The sequence below is a fragment of the Pantoea sp. LMR881 genome, assembly GCF_027157825.1.
Classification (GTDB): Bacteria; Pseudomonadota; Gammaproteobacteria; order Enterobacterales; family Enterobacteriaceae; genus Pantoea; species Pantoea haifensis.
Genome location: NZ_JAPVOK010000002.1, coordinates 3,522,877 through 3,538,474, shown reverse-complemented (window position 1 = coordinate 3,538,474; position 15,598 = coordinate 3,522,877). Strand labels below are relative to the sequence as shown.

Below are 15,598 nucleotides of genomic sequence, written 5' to 3'. Positions count from 1 at the left end.
GTGGCGCTCACGCTGATCGCTTGCGTGCCATCGGTTAAGCCCGTAACCGGCACGTCCAGCGTCCAGCCCCCTCCGGCATCGACGGTGGTACTGTAATTTGCCCCCCAATTGTCACCGTTACCAGCGTATCTGCGCCAAGATTCAGCGCCGTACCGCTCACCGCGACCGTGCCACCATCCAGGGTACTGATGATGTTATCTGGTGAAACTGCGCCCAGCGTGACCACTGGATCCGGTGGCAGTGTCCGATCAACCGTGACCTCGAGGGTTTCGGTTGTTGGGTTACCCGCCAGATCCGCAACCGTGATCTGCACGCTGTTAGCTCCGGTATTCAAATCGGCAAGCTGTGCAGGTGTTAAGATCAGACTCCATGCACCCTCTGCCCCCACGGTGGTGCTTAAGGTCGTGCCGTTATAGCTCACCGTGACCACTGAACCGGGTTCAGCCCCGGCCGCCGTTCCCGCCAGCGTTTGTGCCTGAAGAATATCGGCGTAATTAAGGTTGTTATCACCGGCGAGGTTAGCAACAGTCAGCTCCGGCGCCGTGAAATCCACACGTAAATTGCCGTTAATGGTGCTGCTGTTACCAGCGATATCCGTTGCGGTAACGGAAACCGCATAGGTCCCTTCAGCAAAGCCCGCCAGATCCGTCGCGCTTAACGGCAGCGTCCAGATACCGTCTTCATCTACCACTGCGCTATAAGACTCATCGCCCATCGTGACATCTACGGTCTGCCCGGCACCTGTTTCCCCCGTGGTTCCACTTAAAACAAAGCCGTTATTGATCTCGTTAGCGTTGAGTAAGCCATCATCAAACTCGGCATCTACCGTTGGGTTTGGGGCAGTGAAATCGGCGGTAAAGGTATAAGGCAGCTCCACGCTGTTGCCCGCTGCATCCACCACGATCAGCGTCAGGGTATGCGATCCTTCACCCAGCGCATTCAGAACTTCTGGCGGTAATGTCAGCGACCAGGCACCATCCTGCTGAACCGTCCCGGTATAGGCGATGTCGTTGAGATCGATCGTCAGGCTGACTGCCTGATTCAGACCGGTACTGCCGGTATCACCGGTCAGCGTGACGCCTGCATTCGCTTCCTCAACATTGAGGATATTGTCTGCGCCAAACAAATTGACATCAAAAGTGGGTGTGGGTGGCGCGGTCGCCGTGACCAGTGGCTGCGTTGCCGTGTCAACGTTTCCGGCGGCATCGGTTGCGGTCACGGTGATCACATAGTTACCGTTACCCAATGCGCCCAGTTGAGCAGGCGTCAGGCCAAGTGACCAGCTGCCATCTGCTGCGACCGTTGCCGGACTGCTCAATACCACGGTGTTAGCCGCATCGGTAAAGCTCACCGTGACGGTTTGACCTGCGCTGATGATGCCCGTTGAGCCAGTAAGCGTTTGCGGCTGTGTCGCTTCAGTGGCATCCAGCGCACCGTTGCCAAACGGCAGGTTAAAGCTGACTTCAGGCAGGGTATTAGCAATCACCAATACGTCAGCCGAGGTGCTGCTGCTGTTGCCATTAGTGCCCAGTACCGTAACGGTGACCGGTAAAGTGCCATCCGGTAGCGCCTGAAGATCGGCCGGATCGAGCGCCAGCGTCCAGCTACCGTCTGCGGCAGGCTCCACCGTATAATCCGTGCCGTTGAGGCTGATGGTGACGGTATCTACAGCGTCTGTATCGATACCCACCGTTCCGCTCAGCGTCGCTGTGGTTAGCGTATCTGTGCCATTGATGGCGCCATCACCGAAAGGCAGATCCAGCGTTGGGGCCACGTTCGGCGTCACCGCTGAGGTGAAGGTGCGGGTAGCATCAGTAGTATTGCCATTGGCATCGGTGGTGGTGACGGTAATAGTGTGTTCACCATCAGGTAACGCGCCGACCAGGACTGCTGGCAACGTCGCACTCCAGTTCCCCGCCGCATCCTGCACCACGGTCAGCGGTGTTCCATCCACATTAACAGAAACCGTTGCGCCGCTGGCGGCATCTACCGTGCCGGTAATGAGCTGATCGCTACCCGCTTCGTTGGATGTGATCGCATCGTCGCCACCGAACTGCCCTTCAGGAACCGTTGCTGCCACGGGCGGCGTCAGCGCCAACACAATCGGTGTAATAGCCTGCGCTGGGTTACCTGCGGTATCTGTCGCTGAAACGATCAGACTGGTTGCACCTGAAGGCAGGCCATTGAGTGCGCCAGCCGGTACGTCGAGGCTCCAGCTGCCATCGGCGCCGGTAGTGGTTGAAAACGTTCTGTCTTCGATGGTCACGGTAATCAGCGTATCGGCTGCCAGGCTTGAAGTCCCGGACAGCGTCTGTGCTCCCGCCGCATCAGCAACATTAATAACGCCATTCTCAATACCCGCATTCAGCGTCAGCGTTGGCAAGGCAGTGGCAATAGCTAAATCCTGCGTCGTCTCAGAAACGTTACCTGCGGTATCGGTTACCGAAATCGTTAACTGCTGCGTCGTGCCGTCTGGCAGCGCCAGCAGAACTGAAGACGGAATTTCCAGGCTCCAGTTGCCGTCACCGTCTGCCACGGTGCTGTAATCTACCCCGTTCAGCGTAACGGTAACCGGCAGATTGCTCTCTGTAGCACCCGTTACCGTCAGGTTCGCCAGTGATTCGGCATTATTGAGCGAGCCACCGCTGCTGAGCGTGACATCCTCAAGCAGTGGCAGATCGCTATTAACCGTGACCACACTGGTGGCGCTGGCTGGATTGCCATACTGATCGGTTGCGTCGACGGTTACCGTAAGATCGCCCTGCGGCAACGCATCTACTTCAGCTGGCGTCAGGCTATAGGCCCAGTTTCCGCTGGCATCCACGCTTGCCTGGTACTGTACGGTAAAATCACTGGTTTCATTAGTGAGCGTAATGGTAACAAGCTGATCGGGCAGAAGATTACTGCTGCCGCCGCTGATTTCTACCGCTTGTGATCCTTCCTGATCGTTGATGACGTTATCACCAGCAACCACATTCAGATTCAATACCGGTTGGCTGGTATCGCCTGCAGCGATGATAAAGGTGGTGCTGTTACTGGCTGGGTTACCAACACCATTCGCTGCGTTTACAACGACCGTCTGGATGCCGTCGCCCAGCGCCGCAATATCTGCTGCAGTCACATCGACACTCCAGCTACCGTCGGCCTGAATGGCTGTCTGGTAAGGGGTGCCCCCGACAGTAACGGTGACCGCATCACCCTCTGCCATATTGGTGCTGGTTCCGCTCAGCGTCAGGGTTTCTGCCGCTTCGGCGCGGTTGACTACGCCATCATCACTGATGGCATCAAAGGTCAGCGTCGGCTGTTCGCTGACGGCCACAGCAAACGTCAGATTCTGCGAGCCTGAAGCTTCGTTACCTGCGGCATCACGCGCGGTGATATTGACCGGATAGCTCGCCGTATAGTCCAGGTCAGCGAAAGCACTGGCCGGAATGGTAACGCTCCAGCTCCCGTCATTCAGGATCTGCGTTGGGTAATTTTGCCCGTTGAACGTCACGGTGACGGGCTGACCCGCATCCGCAACGGAAGCGGTGCCGGTGACGGAAAGATCCTGCAGCACTTCAATTGCGTTAATAACATTGTCGGTTGCGATGTCATTGACCGTGAGGGTTGGCGCGGTGAAGTCAACCATAATGCTGCTTTCAACACTACCGGTGTTTCCTGCGGCATCACTGGTGTTAACCACAATCGTACTGACGCCTTCGGTCAATCCTTGCAGTACGCCACTGTCGAGCGTCAGCGTCCAGTTGCCCTGTGTGTCGACATCGGCACTGTACGGCGTGTTGTTCAGCGTGACCGTTACCGTCTGTCCCGCACCCGTAATGCCTGTGGTGCCACTCAGCGTCTGGCTCTGCGCCGCTTCTGCCTGGCTCAGATAACCATCGCCAAACGGGGTGTTAAGGCTCGGTGCCAGCGTACCGGTCGCGACCGTGATATCGCGCGTTTCGGTGAAGCTGTTACCTGCTGCATCGCTGACCGTCGCGGTCAGGGTATAAACGCCGTCAGTGATCTCCGCCAGCGCACCGGCTGGCAGGTCGAAGCTCCAGTTGCCATCCGCATCTACCGCGGTGCTCCAGATTTGATTGTTCAGGGTGATGGTGACGGTCTGGCCTTCTCCCGCATCACTGCTGCCAGTGAGCGTAATGACCGCGTTGCTTTCTGCAGCGTTCACCACGTCATCTTCGGCAATTGGTGCCAGCGTCAGGGTTGGCGGCGTCAGATCCACCGTCACGCTGCCTGTAGCCGTGTTGGCGTTGCCTGCGGCATCGGTTGCGGTGATGACAAAATCTGTGGTGCCGTCAGTCAGACCAGCAAACGCACTCGCTGGCAGGCTGATACTCCAGTTACCGTTAACATCGACAGTGCCGCTGTAATCCGTGCCGTTAAACAGCACGCTGATTTTCTGACCATCACCGCTGCTGCCAGTGGTGCCGCTCAGGGTTTGTACGCTGGCAATCTCGCTCGTGTTGAGCACGCCATCGCCAAATGGCAAAGAAAGCGTTGGTTCAGGCAGTGTTGTCAACACATTCAGCGTCGTGCTGCTGCTGACGGTTGCGCCCGTGGTATCGGCAGAGGTAACCGTGACGGTGGCCGGACCATCAGGCAGATCGGCCAGCGCCGTTGCCGGGATGACCGCGCTCCAGGTGCCCGCAGCAGACACGGTGGCGGTGTAAGCGACGTTATTAAACAGCACGGTTACCGTACTGTTCTCAGGCACGTTTGCTGATGTCCCTGAGATAATCAACGGTTGCTCAACATCCGCCGCGCTCAGGTAATTATCCGTGCTGATCGCATCCAGCGACAGCCCGGAAGCCGTGCTGTTAGCAGTAATGGTAATATCACTGGTGGTGGTGTTACCCGCCGCGTCACTAACAGCCACCGTGTAGCTTGCCGTGCCATCAGCCAGGGCTGCCAGCGTGCCTGCGGGGACGGTCAGGCTCCATGCCCCGCTCGACTGCACTGCTCCGCTGAATATCTGACCATTAATGTTTACCGTCACAAACTGGCCCGGTTCCACATTGGTTGTGCTACCCGAAAGTAGCTGGTCAGTCTGGCGTTCCGCACCATCAATGATGTTATCACCGGCAAAGGCATTCAGCGTCAGCGTTGGCAGGCTGGCTGGGTCGGCTCTTACCGTCAGATTGCTGGTGTCGCTGGTGACATTACCTGCGGTATCAGTTGCGGTTACGGTAAGCGGATAAGCACCGTTCACCAGTCCGCTGAAGGCAGTGGCTGGAACCTCCAGGGTCCAGTTACCCTCCGCATCCGCTGTAGTGCTGATTGTGGTGCCGTTAAAGGTGGCGGAGATAATGGCGCTACCTTCGCTGGTGCCGCTCAATGCCAGAGGCTGCGTCACTTCATTGGCATTCAATACGCCATCACCGGATGGGGCATTGACCGCTAAATCTGGCGCAACGGTATTAACGGCAAACGTGCCGTCAACGCTGCTGGTGTTACCAGCAATATCTGCTGCGGTAACGGTGTAGGTGGTATCACCCTGAGGCAGTGCCGCCAGAACGCCCGCTGGGATGGTGGCTTGCCAGGCACCGGTAGCATCAACCGTGCCGCTGTAATCGACGCCGTTGAGCGAAACCGTGACGGTTTGTCCCTCACCCGCGACGCCGGTTGTGCCAGTAATTACGCCATCTGCTGCGGCTTCATTCGCATTCAGGATGCCATCGCCAAACGCGTCACCTGCCGTAGCCTGTGGCACGCTGGTCGCCAGCACGTTAAGGATTGAGCTGCTGGTCGCCAGCGTGGTGCCTGCGGCATCGGTGACGGTAGTGGTGACCGACAGTGCGCCATCAGCTGCCGCGCTGAAGGTGCCCGCAGGCAGCGTCAGCGTCCAGTTGCCGTCTGCGCCCACAGTGGTAGTGAAGCTACCGCCATTAACGTTAACGGTAACAATGCTGCCTTCTGCAATGTTGCTGGTACTGCCCGCAAAAGTGACGGCACCATTAATTTCCTGCGCATTGAGGTAGTTATCGTCACTGATGGGGGCCAGCGCAACGCTGCTGATGGTGGTATCGACGCTGAAACTCGCTTCGCCAGTGGCACTGTTACCCACTGCATTGGCGACGTTAACAGTGAGCGTCTGGCTGCCATCGGTCAGCCCAGCGAAGGCCGTGGCAGGCAGAATAATGCTCCATTCACCGCCTGCGCCAACCACTCCGCTGTAACTGGTGCCATTAAGCGTTGCGATGACAAGCTGACCTTCTTCGACATTAGTGGTTGAACCGGTCAATGTTTGTGGCTGCTGCTGTTCAGCGGCACTGACCACGCCATCACCGGCAAAAGCAGCGATATCAATCGTGACGGTTGGCTGAATCGCCGGATCGCTTGCCACAATCAAATCAGTGGTTTGGATAGTCTGATTGCCCTGGGCATCAGTTACCGTAATGGTCAGCGGATTAGAGCCAGCCGGTAGCTCCGCCAGATCGGTTGGTGCTATCTGCAATGACCAACGTCCGTTAACAGCGACCAGTGTGCGGTAAGTTTTACCGTTCAGTGCCACGCTAACGTCATCGCCATTCTGGCCGGTACCGCTGACCACTAACGGCTGCGTCAGATCGCGGGTGTTCAGCGCATTATCGCCGCTCACCGGATCGACGCCTAATGACGGCGCGCTGGTATCAACGGTCAGGCTACTTTCCTGGTTGGTGGTGTTGCCTGCGGCGTCGCTGATAGTGACCGTGACCGGGTAATTACCGTTGGTCAGCGAAGAGAGATCGCTGGCAGGAACATCCAGCGCCCACTCCCCGTTGGTGCCAACAGTCCCCGTATAAGTGACGCCATTCAGTGACACGCTAACGCTATCGCCTGCGCTGCCACTGCCAGTAAAGCTGATGCCAGCGGCCTGTTCGCCAGCATTGAGCACTCCATCGCCAGCAAACGCATCAACCGTTAGCGTGGGCGCGGTAGCATCAATCGTCAGCGGTGAAGAAGTGGTGCCGCTGTTGCCGCTGGCGCTTGTCACCGTGACATTCAGATCGTAGCGACCGTCCGTTAAGGCTTGCAGATCGGCGGCAGGCAGCGTGGCGGTCCAGCTACCATCTTGCGCGACGGTGGCGCTATAAGTTTCACCATTCAGTTCCACGCTAACGCTTCTGCCCGGTGCGGCGCTGCCGCTCACCTCAACATCGCTTTGCGCTTCCTCAGCATTGATAATGCCGTCACCCGCGACAGGGTTGACCGTTGTAGTTGGTGTGCCGGTATCTACGGTGATCGGTAGCGTGGTGCTGGTGACGTTTCCGGCTGCATCGCTCACGGCAACGGTAACGGTGTTTGCTCCCTGTCCCAGGCTTTGCAGAGCGGTTGGCGGGATAGTTACGCTCCAGTTACCATCATCATCAACGGTCGCTGGATAACTGTTATCTCCTACCGTTACCGTAACGGTTTCTCCTGCGGTTGCCGTGCCGGTCAGGGTTTGTGGTGTGTTCAGCTCTTCGCTGTTGAGAATGCCATCGTCAAACGGGGTGGCAACAACAGGCTCAGCCAGAGGTGTCGTCGCAACCAGCAGAGTCTGACTGCTTTCCGCGCCACCCGCTGTCACGGTGACGGTTTGATTACCCTGTGGCAGGCCGCTGAGATCTGCTACTGGCACCGTTACCGTCCAGGCTCCGCCTGCATCAATCGTCGTGGAGTAGGTGTTGGCCCCAAGCGTGACCGTCACCACGCTATTAGCTGGCAGGTTTGCCGTGCTGCCGCTGATCAGCAGATCGGCCTGCGCTTCGTTGGCATTCAGCGCATTATCTTCACTAACCGGGGCGATGGCCACCAGCGGATCGCCGGTCGTTACCACATCCAGGCTGCCTGTTGCGTTAGCCGGATTTCCTGCTGCATCGGCGGTACTGACGGTGAACGTTTTCGTTCCATCTCCGCCAAGCGACCCGGCAGGCAGCGTGACACTCCAGCCACCGCCCGCCTGCACTACGCCATCATAGCTTTGCCCGTTAATGGTTACGATGACCGGCTGACCGGCTGGAATATCCGTGGTTGTGCCGGTGATCAGCACATCACTGAGCTGCTCCGCCCGATCAATCACGTTATCGCCGGTAACCGGATCCAGGGTCAGGGTTGGACTGGTCTCAGCAATAATCGTGACATCCGATACCACCGTGGTGCTGTTTCCAAATTCATCACCAATCGTGACCGTGACCGGATAAACGCCATCCCCAGCGTATTGACCGCATTAGCCGGAACGGTGACCTGCCAGTTGCCATCATCTCCCACCGTAGTGGTGTAAATTGTGCCGCCAAAGTCGACTGACACCGTGTTGCCTGGCGTACCGCCTGCGCCATCTAAGATCAGATCCTGATTAACTTCGCCACTGTTGATGTAACCGTCACTGGCAGGCTGCGTAATGGTTGCCGTTGGCGGTGTGGTGGCGAACTGCAGCGTATCGGTAAAGGCAGAAGTATTGCCGTTTGCATCGGTGGCGGTAACGGTGACGGACTGCGCGCCATTCGGCACTAACGCCAAATCAGCCGCCGGAACGTTAACACTCCAGTTGCCATTCTCACCGACGGTTGTACTGTAATTTTGTCCGTTGAGGTTTACCGTAATGGTGTCACCCGCATTGCCGCTGCCGGTAACCACTAACGGCTGCTGTGCATCACCTGCATTAATGATGCCGTCACCGCCGAGATCATCAACGGTGATATCAGGTGTTGCTCTTGCCACTGTCACGTCGGTGGTTTGCGTGCTGCTGTTACCGGCAGCATCGCTGATGGTGACGCTGACCGGATAGCTCTGATTGCCAAGGTTAGCCAGATCCGCTGGCGGCACCGAGGCGCTCCATTGACCGTTGGTGCCCACGACGGCTGAATAGATTTGTCCGTTGAACGTGACGGTGACATTTTCGCCTGGCGTACCGGTGCCGCTAAATAACAGCGGCTGCGTCAGATCGTTGGCGTTGAGCACGCCATCGCCCGCCGGAGCGTTAACGCTAACCACAGGGGCCAGGGTATCGACGGCGAGCGTTTGTGTTGCGGTGGAGACATTGCCACTGGCATCGGTCAGCGTTACGCCGAGCGTATAACTGCTGCCATCTGCCAGGCCCTGCAAGGCTTCGGCGGGAACGGTTACCGTCCAGTTGCCATCGTCCCCTACGGTTGTGCTGTAGCGTTGCCCGTTGAGCGTAACCGCCACCACGTTGCCAGGCGCACCGCCTGATCCCGTTACCGGCAGGTCGCTGCCCGCTTCATTGCTGTTGAGAACACCATCACCGCCTGCGACTGGCGAGACAGTCAGCGCGGGATTGTTAGTCGCAACGGTGAAATCCAGCGTGTCGCTGTTGCTGTTGCCTGCTGCATCCGTTACCGTCACGGTCAGGCTGTTAGCCCCCTGCGGTAAGGTTGCCAAATCAGAGGCAGGAATCGGAAGGTTCCAGCTGCCGTCGGCATTCACAGTGGCGCTATAGGTTTTGCCGTTAAGCGTAACCTGCACCAGCTGACCTTCTCCGGTCACCCCCGTACTGCCGCTAATAATCTGATCGCTGCCCGCTTCGGCACTGTTCAATACCCCGTCGCTGAACGCGGTTTGATCGAGATTAACCTGAGGCTGGGCGGTGACGGCAACCGTCAGTCCAGCCGAATCGGTTAAGACATTATTGCTGGTGTCTGTCACGCTGGCCGTGATTTGCTTCAGTCCATCCGTTATACCTGCAAAAGCACTGGCTGGGATGATGACGCTCCAGCCCCCCTCTGCGTCAACGGTGCCGCTGTAGCGGGTGCCATTAAAGTCCAGGGTGACAATTTGCCCTTCAGCCACACCCACTGCCGAACCCGTGATAACCAAATCGTTACCGGCTTCCTGCGCATTGAGATAGCCATCTGTACTGAGCGGTTCAGTCATGGTGAGCGTACCAGGCTCAGTCACGGGCGCTTCTACGGTAAGTGTCAGATCGCCGGTTGCGACCGTGCCCGCCGCATTACTGACGCGCACAGAAATAGTGCCAGTGCCTGCTGCCAGCGCCGCCAGCGCAGCGGCCGGAACGGTGACGCTCCAGCTTCCGTCTGCACCAACCTGACCACTGTATGTCTGACCGCCAAGCGTGACGGTGACCTGCTGTCCGGCTTCTACGTTAGTGGTGCTGCCCGAAAGAATTTGATCGCTGGTTTTTTCGCTGTTATCCAGCGTGTTGTCACCTGCAAAGGCATTTATCGCCACAGCAGGCGCACCTGGCGTGCCTGGCTCAGTCACGGGCGCTTCCACGGTGAGTGCCAGATCGCCGGTTGCGACTGTGCCAGCCGCATTACTGACGCGCACAGAAATAGTGCCAGTGCCTGCTGCCAGCGCCGCCAGTGCAGCGGCCGGGACGGTGACGCTCCAGCTTCCGTCTGCGCCAACCTGACCACTGTACGTCTGACCGCCAAGCGTGACCGTAACCAGCTGTCCTGCTTCTACGTTAGTGGTACTGCCTGAAAGAATTTGATCGCTGGTTTTTTCGCTGTTATCCAGCGTGTTGTCACCCGCAAAGTCATTTATCACCACAGCAGGCGCACCCGGCGTAGCAGGATTATCATCGCCACCTCCACCGCCACCGCCGCCACCACCGCCGGCGCCAATCGCAACGCCCGCCAGCCCTAAAATACCCAAACCGCTTGCCGTTATAACAGCGGTGGAGGCATTAGCATTTTCAGCCAGCAGCAGCGGTTCTACGCTGTCGAGCGATTCATAAGTTGGCGTAACGGCGGTTGCAGCCAGATCGCTGCCTTCCGCTGCGTCCGGGAACAGAGCATGTTCCGGTGGGTTTACGCCATCATCAAAAACCAGTTCGCTGTGTTCGCCTTCGGCGTCATCAAAGAAAAATTTCTGATAGCGCATGGTACTGCCATCGCGCATATGCAGAATAAGGTCATCACCCTGACGTTCGTACTGAACCACCATCGCGCGAGTGCCGTTAATGCGGACTACGCTGGGTTCTGTGAGGTTAATTGTTTGCGTCAGGCCGCCGTTAGACTGAGAAATCAGTGTGCCATTTTCACGTGAAATGATGTCAACTCGACCTTGAGTGAGCTCTGCCATTTGTAACCTCTACTCCACCAGATTAGCTAATATACTGAATTTAAAAAACATTAATTAAATTAACGCTTTAAAATCCACGCATGACGCTACTTTCTGTCAGACAGAAAGTGTTTTAACCTGGTGTGTGTAAAAAAGGCTTAGCAGCCGACTCACCCACCACCGAAAGATACCAGCGGTTTGGCTTATTTAAATTGCATTTGTTGCTTTGTTTTTAAGCAAAAATCTCGCGTTTTGCCTGGATTAATCATTAGCGTAACGCAAAGAAAAATCAAACTTAATGTACAGATATTGTTATGTTTTATCGTTCAACACATTAATTAAATTTTAAATAGTTTCGCCAATTAACTTTTCTTTATCTTTGTTTTTACATAGCTAATTGCAGGCTCGGGTTTCCTAAAGCTGCCAAAAACGTTCAATAAAGCGTCAAAAATCACGCACAGGCACAAAAGAATAATTTTTCTGGAAAAGTGATTAAGTGCACAAATCACTGATGAGCAAACACGCATTTAACCTGATAACAGATTGAAAAGTTTGAAAGAAATTTGACTTAAGTCAGCCAGACAAAGCGGGGTTAATGCCAGGAAAGTTCTGGAAAAAAATTGTGTCGGGCAAAAAGTCGGTAAACTGCGTTTTTTGACAACAGTTCGCTGCATATCGAAGCCACAATAATCTGTAACAGCGAGCAACTTTTCGCCGGCTTAATGCTACACTTTGCCGCTTTGCTACAGATGAATTTTACCTATGACCGCACTGGACGCCGCACAGCAGAATAAACAGCAAAGCCGCCTGTTTTGGGGCACACGCACCATCTTTTTAATCAATGGATTAGGCATGTCTGCCTGGGCGCCATTAGTGCCCTTCACGCGCGATCGCCTGGCGTTAAGCGGCGGATCGCTCGGTGCCTTGTTGCTCTGTCTGGGGGTAGGATCGCTGGCAGCAATGCCTGTTACCGGCACGCTGGTGGCACGTTTTGGCTGTCGTCGCGTCATGCTGTTATCAACCATTCTGGTGTTAGCGATGTTGCCGCTGCTGGCCATTGCCGAGACAAAAGCGTTGATGGCGGCATCGCTAATGATGTTTGGTGCAGGTTTAGGCACGCTGGATGTCGCGATGAATTATCAGGCCGTTGAGGTTGAAAAAGCCTCTGGCCGTCCCATGATGTCTGGCTTTCATGGCTTCTTTAGTCTGGGCGGCATTTTGGGTGCCGGGACGGTTAGCTTATTACTCAGCCTGGCCTTTACGCCTTTAGCCGCTGTTCTGGTGGTGATGGCGGTGATGCTGCTGTTACTGCTTTGGCATCTTCCTGCGTTACTCAATGATCGACTGCATCAGCCCGATCAACCCTGGCTGGTTATTCCACGAGGCGGCGTAGCGTTTCTCGGCTTGCTCTGCTTTATTTTATTTCTGGCTGAGGGCGCAGTATTAGACTGGGGCGCGTTACTGCTGTTACAAAATCCAGCGATGTTGCCTGCCTATGCAGGGCTGGGCTATGCACTGTTTTCCTGTGCCATGACGGTTGGCCGCTTTACCGGCGACAAAATCATTCATCGCTTTGGTCGTTATCCCGTTATGCTGGCGGGTGCTTTGGCTGCGGCGGCAGGCATGACGCTGGCGGTTTGTCTTCCCTGGCCCGAAGCGGCCCTGTTTGCCTTCCTGCTGGTTGGCTTCGGTTTAGCGAATACGGTGCCAATGTTGTTCAATGCTGTCGGTAATCAACAGGATATGCCCGCAAATCTGGCAATTTCAGCCATGACAACGCTGGGATATGCGGGTATTCTCTCAGGTCCGGCCTTAATCGGTTTCATTTCCCATTGGATCAGCCTCAGCGGCGCGTTTTTACTGATTGCGCTGTTGCTGCTAGCTGTGGCCGCCAGTGCGCGACTGGTTGCGCGATAATTCAGGTACCTGAGACGCTATGTTGTATAAGTTTCCCCTGACATCCGGCAATGTCACCCGCTTCTTTGTGGTTTTTAATCTGGTGCTCCTGTTAGCCCTGGGTTTCGTTGTACATAACTCCGTCAGTGCCTGGTTGACTGAGAAACGCTATGCCATGACCGATGCCGCTCGTAGTATGCAAAAGCGTATCGATGCTTACCGTTTTGCCACCTGGCAAATTTATGAAAACCTTGCCACCAGCGCAGCCGGCTCGCCGCCCAGCAGCAATTTACAGGAAACGCGGCTGCGTCCTGATGTCTATTATCTCGAAAAGACCCGCCGTAAAACCGAAGCACTGATCTTTGGTTCGCATGACAGCAGCACGCTGGATATGACGCTGCGCATGTCTAATTATCTCGATACGCTTTGGGGTGCAGAGAACCCAACCTGGTCAATGTACTTTCTGAATGGTCAGGATAACAGCCTGATTATGATCTCGACCCTGCCGCTGAAAGATATGGCCACACGTTATAAAGAGAACGCCATCACCTCTCTGGTTGACAGTCGCCGCGCCGAGATGCTGCAACAGGCCAATGCGCTGGATGAGCGCGAAAGTTTTTCTCCGCTGCGCCATTTAGCGTTCCAAAATGATCACTATTTCACGGTGCGCACCACCTTTAATCAGCCGGGTCATTTGGCAACCGTGGTCGCGTTTGATCTGCCGATTAATGACTTAATCCCACAAAATATGCCGCTGGAGAATTTCCAGTTGCGTCAGGATAGCGTCCTGCCCACCGCCAGCGATCGGGAAGAAACTGAAACCACGCAAATTACGCTGGCGAATCCTGACCTGGAGATTGCTGCCACGCTGCCGAGCACCTCGCTACAGCTGGTGTACCGCGTACCGGTGACCCGACTGTTTATCGATACGCTGCACAATCTGCTTTGGCCGCTGTTGATCAATTTGCTGCTGTTCCTGCTGTCGCTGGCGGGTATGGTATTGCTGCGCCAGCAATCGCTGCGTCCCAGCGAGAATCAGAGCGCCGAGCTGGATTCGCTGCGTGTCCTGAACGAAGAGATTGTTGCCAGCCTGCCGGTCGGATTGCTGGTGTATGACTTTGCCAGCAACCGCACCTTGCTGAGTAACAAAATTGCTGAACATCTTTTGCCACATCTCAATCTGCAAAAGATCATTAATATGTCGGACCAGCACCAGGGTGTGTTGCAGGCCACCATCAATAACGAAGTGTATGAAATCCGTCATGCGCGCAGCGTGCTGTCGCCGCATACGCAACTGTTTATGATGCGCGATCAGGATCGCGAGTTGCTGGTGAACAAGAAGCTGCAAAAAGCCCAGCAGGTACTGGATCGCAATCACCAAATGCGTCAGCAATTGCTACAAAATTTGGGTCATGCGCTGAACCTGCCGCTGGAAAAGATCGTGGCGCAGCTGGTGCAGCTCAGCCAGCGTGATGAAGACGAAACGGTGCTGGATGTTTTAGATGAAAGTCAGGGCCTGTCGCGTTTGGTGGACGATATCGTATTACTGAACCGCCTTGAAGCGCACGACTGGTCGCCCGATGCAACCGTGTTTAATTTGCAAGAGCTGTTAGATGAGATCGCGCTGGAGAGCCTGCCGCTGATGCGCCGCAAGGGCCTCTCTTTAGTGATCAATAATCATCAGCCCAATGATGAGATGCGCTTTGGCGATCGCCGTGCGCTACGCAAAGTGCTGACTACGCTGATGCACTACTCGCTGACCACGACGCGCTGGGGCAAAATTTCAATCGACATAAAAGCCGCAAATGAGCGTGCCGATCGCCTTAACATTGAGCTGGTTGATACCGGTGCCGGCCTGACGGTTGATGAACTGGCAAACGTCGATTTTCCTTTCCTCGGCGATACCCACCAGGATCGCTACGGACAGGCTTCTGGCATGGCGTTTTTCTTGTGTAAGCAGCTTTGTAAGCAAATGGGTGGCAGCCTGGAGATTGTGGCAAAAATTGATATTGGCACCCGCTATAACATTCAGTTGCCGCTGGCGCTGGAGCAGCGGCACGATGAAGAAGAGGAGAAGATTCTGGATGGCGTAACTGCGCTGGTAGAAGTGGCGGTTGAAGATGTACATAAAATCGTGTGTCGTCATCTGGAAAACTGGGGCGCACGCTGCCTGACCCCAGACGAGCGTATTTCAGGCCAGGATCATGATGTGCTGGTCACCGACGATCCCGCGAAGCTGAGCGGCTGGGCATTACTGCTGGCCGAAGACGAATTGGGTCATCATGCGCTAAACGAACAGCAATATCGGGTCAATTTCAACCTCAGCAATTCACTCCTTGATGCTTTGCTGGCGCTGATTGAGAAGCAATTGTCCCACGATGTAATGGAGGATGACGCTGAAGAAGAAGCTACCTCGCCACTGTTGAGCGGTGGCTATTTCCAGCTGTTTACTGAGACAGTACCGGATGATGTAAAGAGATTGTATACTGAGTCGGCGGAAAAGGACTACGCCTCGCTTGCTCAGACAGCGCATCGCCTAAAAGGCGTGTTTGCCATGCTCAATTTGACACCAGGCAAACAGCTTTGTGAAGAGTTAGAACAACACATTAAAGCGTGTGACGATTCAAACATTACAAATACCACCAGTGAAATTGACGCTTACGTTAAGACACTGCTGCAGCAAGGTAACCAATAA

Annotated in this window: 4 protein-coding genes; 2 read left to right on the top strand and 2 right to left on the bottom strand. The window is 55.5% G+C overall.

What is annotated here, in order from left to right; translation table 11 throughout:
* Positions 1-34 precede the first annotated feature (34 nt).
* Positions 35-8,116 carry an Ig-like domain-containing protein gene (locus O3W44_RS18475; RefSeq protein WP_269294191.1) on the bottom strand — a complete coding sequence of 2,694 codons (8,082 nt, stop codon included), beginning with the start codon at positions 8,114-8,116 and terminating at the stop codon, positions 35-37.
* The gene (locus tag O3W44_RS18470; RefSeq protein ID WP_269294190.1) at positions 8,071-11,028 is read right to left on the bottom strand and encodes an Ig-like domain-containing protein; all 2,958 of its coding nucleotides are present in this window, start codon (positions 11,026-11,028) and stop codon (positions 8,071-8,073) included. The genes O3W44_RS18475 and O3W44_RS18470 overlap by 46 nt, the downstream gene beginning before the upstream one ends.
* 741 nt (positions 11,029-11,769) lie before the next feature.
* Between O3W44_RS18470 and O3W44_RS18465 the strand changes: the two genes are divergently transcribed.
* Both O3W44_RS18465 and rcsD read left to right on the top strand, forming a co-directional pair.
* Entirely contained in the window at positions 11,770-12,924 is a 1,155-nt protein-coding gene (locus tag O3W44_RS18465; protein WP_269294189.1) for an MFS transporter, read from the top strand.
* Positions 12,925-12,943: 19 nt separating this feature from the next.
* On the top strand, positions 12,944-15,598 hold the full coding sequence (rcsD, locus tag O3W44_RS18460) for a phosphotransferase RcsD (protein WP_269294188.1): 2,655 nt from the start codon (positions 12,944-12,946) through the stop codon (positions 15,596-15,598).

Excerpts from the sequence above, each read along its gene's own strand:
- O3W44_RS18465 (WP_269294189.1), top strand. The coding sequence starts at position 11,770 with ATGACCGCACTGGACGCCGCACAGCAGAATAAACAGCAAAGCCGCCTG.
- rcsD (WP_269294188.1), top strand. The coding sequence starts at position 12,944 with ATGTTGTATAAGTTTCCCCTGACATCCGGCAATGTCACCCGCTTCTTT.
- O3W44_RS18470 (WP_269294190.1), bottom strand. The coding sequence starts at position 11,028 with ATGGCAGAGCTCACTCAAGGTCGAGTTGACATCATTTCACGTGAAAAT.